This window comes from Nostoc mirabile CHAB5784 (assembly GCF_020829645.1).
Taxonomy (GTDB): Bacteria; Cyanobacteriota; Cyanobacteriia; order Cyanobacteriales; family Nostocaceae; genus Nostoc; species Nostoc mirabile.
The window spans coordinates 1-3,537 of the sequence record NZ_JAIVFS010000248.1 but is presented as its reverse complement, the minus strand read 5'-3'; the positions used below and the strand labels follow the sequence as shown (position 1 = coordinate 3,537).

Sequence of the window (3,537 nt, the reverse complement as noted above, 5' to 3'; positions counted from 1 at the left end):
CTCGTTTCTCTCCCACCCTTTCCATGATTATCATTATTGTATTATTTGCTGGGGCAGATATACTACATAATTATTAAAGGTCGCGGATACTTTGAGGCTGACAAGATAATATTTTTAATCTCTAATTTCATTTGATTTGCGTTCTCTCATATCGCTTTTAGTCTAAACTCCAGTTATTAAATCCATCAGCTAAATAACTTTTGAAAGGCGACCAATAATCTCTGGTTCCTTTTTTAGGATTTGGATTTTTTGCCAACCAAGCATTTCCTGGTTGTCGCACTTTTTTATCAAAATCAGGTGGTTCTGGAGGAGGATTAAATGGCATCATCTGTGTTATACCCCTGATAACCCAGAATTTATTTTCTCCGTTGTAACTATCCAACGGGGCCAAAATGGGTCATGTCCTGGTAAAACTCTTTGAAGTTCTTGATGAATTTGTGTTGGTATTCTCAGATTTTCTGGAAACGCATTCATATCATCATCACGCATCCAAGCCTCTGCTGCTTCAATTGCGATTTCTGCTTCTTTGGAACGGGCTTGTTTGAGTCCAAAAATGTCTGAGGTTAACCATCCAACTATGTCCCCTTGTTTTGACCAAGGTACTTCGTCAAGGCTAACCTCTCTATCTTGTAATTTAAATAAAAATAGTTTATCTTCTTGCTCATGAAAATTTGGCTCTAAGGAAGCAAGAATAAGTGGAGAATGAGTAGTTACTAAGGCCTGTATCTTCATCCTGGGTTGTAATTCTGTCACCACAGATAAAATAGCTGGTAAAATCACCCTCTGCCAACGAGGATGCAAATGAGATTCAATTTCATCAATTAGTAAAACTATCTGATTTACTGGCTTTTGTTGTCGCAATTGGGAAGCTTTTTTATGTTCGTACCAAGTCCACACTAGTAAATAAGCCAGTCCCAAAATACGCTTCATTCCGGCTGATGTTTGAGTAACAGGAACATTCCCATAAGGCAGATTAACTGTAGGAATATCGCGCACGTCTTCAATAGAAACTCGCGTTGGTTCTCCCACTTGTATCCATTCCGAAGGGTGAGGTGCAAGTTTTTTAATGACATTAGAAAAGAGTTCAAATGGATATTTATTGGGTTGATTCTGCCATGTAACCCAATCTTGAATTAAACCATTACAAATAACTTTATCTTTTGACTTTAATCCATTCCAAAGTGTATTTGGATTAAAGTCAAAAGGAATATCGCGTTGGCGAGCTGGGTCAAAAACAGAAAAACTACCATCAACCCGCACATAAATAACTACCTCTTTTAATAAAGGAGGCATTTGTAAATTACGCCATTGCTGTTCAGAAAAATCAAAGTGGCTCTGATACTCTCTTATATTTTTTTTATTGCTAACTACGGCTGTAATTTGTGGATTTTCACCTCTGACTCGCTGTGGGTACGCTGGTTGCTCCGCCCAATTTGTAGTCATCACCCACCAAGCAATATCGAGTAAAAAACTTTTACCTAAACCATTATCACCCGTAAATATATTGAGCCTATCGGCAAATGCGACATCAAAATGGGCAGCAGGACCAACTTGCTGGAGGTGAAGTTCTTTTAACATTTGGCTCTCATACACAAATTTATATTGATCAACTTACTTCTTATAAATTAAAATTGGATAGCTCAATAGTAGTTAATCATTTTTAATGAATCCCTACAATATCCTTAATCAGACTGAACTTCAGCGTGTTAGTGATGGCATGACCCGACCCCTACTAGAAAATTGCGAGACTGCCTCACATATCCTGATTTTAGTCTGGCCACAACTTGGGGATTTTGATAGTCTTGAATATGCATGGTGGTTACAGCGCAAAGCTAAAAAATTGCCTCCTGAAAAACTCGCTATTCGTGCAGTGGGAATTGGCTCACGCACGAATGGCACTAAGAAAAGCTCTAAGCTATGCGGGATAAGCTCTACAGATTTTAAAGCTATTGAACAGTGAATGAAAGTCTTGGGATGGAACAGGTGATTTTCTTTGATGCAATGCTGCGTAGCTTGCCGCCTTCTCTACGAGACGCTCCGCGAACGGCATCGCCCTATAAAAGTTTCTTAGAGGAAACCTCCATCCAAGAAAAGGATGTCTTGTGATGTTTTCTCTTTCGTTTACTTATTGAACAATCTGATGCCATTGCGATGTCTACGACAAGCCGCCTAAACTATGTTCTGCACACAAGGGGTCAGAAGCACATAACCGCATTTGTTCTAAAGCTTGGTCTATATGGTATCCAAGTATTTTAGGCTCTCCCAAACTGACTAGACCACCCAAGGTACCTTCACTATCAGGTGCGGCGGTATAAATTAGTATACCTGCCATTGGGCCGCCTTCTTCTTCTGGTCGTTTGGAGTAAATTCGCTCCTTTAAACTAGCAGCATTGTAACCACACTCAAGGGCCATTTGCCGCATCAGAGCGTGAGCAAAGGAGTGTAGTAAAATGTAGCGTACACCCGGAAATTTAACTTTGTCTGGATCGACAGAACTCTAAATGTCCGCGTTCGCAGGAAACGAGGAACCGTGATGGTATTGCTGTTGGGTCTTTTTTTTGACTTTTGGGACAGTTTAGATGAACGTAACGGGTTTGGTCTGGACGATAAGAATTTTCTTTAAGTTGGAAATAAGGATATAAAAAGGATGGTTGCGTTCAATTCGTCCTGCTTGGTTGTTACCGTTAAATTCTCTACCCGCCAACCGCACAAGGGATATAAACAACGCGGCTAAACCCCTGTCAATCGCACGGGGCGCAAAGGGAGTTAAAGATAGCGCTTCTACGTGTTGATAAAATGTAGCGTGGTAATGCTCAAATCTTTCGTAGTGGGATAAATCTCTAGGACGCGCCCAGTTGTAAACTGTAAATACGATACCAGGGAATGTCCGCCCGACACGGCTGGTAGCTTGAATATACTCGGCAGTATTTTTTGGTTGACCTGTAACAGCCATCACACCCAGGCGTTTCACGTCTACACCCACGGAAATCATATTAGTAGCAAGTAAAACATCCAGTGGTTCAAGCTGATCGACTTTTGAGTTTCTGCCTGACGTATTGTGGCGGTAGAAGCTATAACTTTGGGACGAACCTTTTTACCATCAACTTCCCAGGAACATAACTGGTCTACTGCGGTTTCATAAAGTCCTACTAACGTACCGAGGCGTCCCGAAATTACCCCTTGTAACCTCCGCAAGCCGATGGTGTAGGCGGTTAATCCCAGGTAAGCTTCGGTTTTACCACCACCAGTGGGGAACCAGAGTAAGTCTGCAATAGCATCGGTTTCGTGACTACGATCGCAATGGTGTAAGTCGGTTATGCTGGGTAAGTTCAACAAAATAAAGGCTAATTGAAAGGGAAACCAGGTAGGATTAGGGATTTTGTCTAATTCTGGCGCTTTACCTTGGCGTGCTTCTTCTGAGTAAATAGAACGAAGACGCTGCAAGTGCATGGCTTGATTCATAAATCGGAAAGCTTCGGCTGCTTCAGGGTTGGTTTGCAGCAGCGTTAAACCTGACTGAATGCGTTGAAGAGTGCG

The 3,537-nt window shown here is 41.6% G+C and carries 6 protein-coding genes and 1 pseudogene; 2 read left to right on the top strand and 5 right to left on the bottom strand.

What is annotated here, in order from left to right; all coding sequences use genetic code 11:
- Window positions 1-157: 157 nt before the first annotated feature.
- Window positions 158-328, bottom strand: a complete 171-nt coding sequence (locus LC653_RS45105) for a hypothetical protein (protein ID WP_229501728.1) — start codon at window positions 326-328, stop codon at window positions 158-160.
- A gap of 5 nt (window positions 329-333) precedes the next feature.
- On the bottom strand, window positions 334-1,578 hold the full coding sequence (locus tag LC653_RS45100; protein WP_229501727.1) for an AAA family ATPase: 1,245 nt from the start codon (window positions 1,576-1,578) through the stop codon (window positions 334-336).
- Between the two features lie 85 nt (window positions 1,579-1,663).
- Here LC653_RS45100 and LC653_RS45095 point away from each other — a divergent pair, with 85 nt between their 5' ends.
- Entirely contained in the window at window positions 1,664-1,960 is a 297-nt protein-coding gene (locus LC653_RS45095; protein WP_229501726.1) for a hypothetical protein, read from the top strand.
- Window positions 1,957-2,106 (top strand): hypothetical protein, encoded by a 150-nt coding sequence (locus LC653_RS45090; protein ID WP_229501725.1) that lies wholly within the window; start codon window positions 1,957-1,959, stop codon window positions 2,104-2,106. Before LC653_RS45095 ends, LC653_RS45090 begins: the two co-directional genes overlap by 4 nt.
- 49 nt (window positions 2,107-2,155) lie before the next feature.
- Here LC653_RS45090 and LC653_RS45085 read toward each other — a convergent pair whose 3' ends face one another.
- The 3 genes and pseudogenes from LC653_RS45085 to LC653_RS45075 all read right to left on the bottom strand — a co-directional run.
- On the bottom strand, window positions 2,156-2,425 hold the full coding sequence (locus tag LC653_RS45085; protein ID WP_267923458.1) for a Zn-binding domain-containing protein: 270 nt from the start codon (window positions 2,423-2,425) through the stop codon (window positions 2,156-2,158).
- 150 nt (window positions 2,426-2,575) lie between these two features.
- A complete protein-coding gene (locus LC653_RS45080; RefSeq protein ID WP_372478316.1) occupies window positions 2,576-2,992 on the bottom strand; it encodes a hypothetical protein in 417 nt (138 codons plus the stop codon).
- A pseudogene (locus LC653_RS45075) lies at window positions 2,989-3,537 on the bottom strand (hypothetical protein); the annotation flags it as partial. The pseudogene LC653_RS45075 and the gene LC653_RS45080, both read right to left, overlap by 4 nt.

Coding starts and splice junctions, on each gene's coding strand:
- LC653_RS45100 (WP_229501727.1), bottom strand. CDS start 1,578: ATGTTAAAAGAACTTCACCTCCAGCAAGTTGGTCCTGCTGCCCATTTT.
- LC653_RS45080 (WP_372478316.1), bottom strand. CDS start 2,992: ATGATTTCCGTGGGTGTAGACGTGAAACGCCTGGGTGTGATGGCTGTT.
- LC653_RS45095 (WP_229501726.1), top strand. CDS start 1,664: ATGAATCCCTACAATATCCTTAATCAGACTGAACTTCAGCGTGTTAGT.
- LC653_RS45105 (WP_229501728.1), bottom strand. CDS start 328: ATGATGCCATTTAATCCTCCTCCAGAACCACCTGATTTTGATAAAAAA.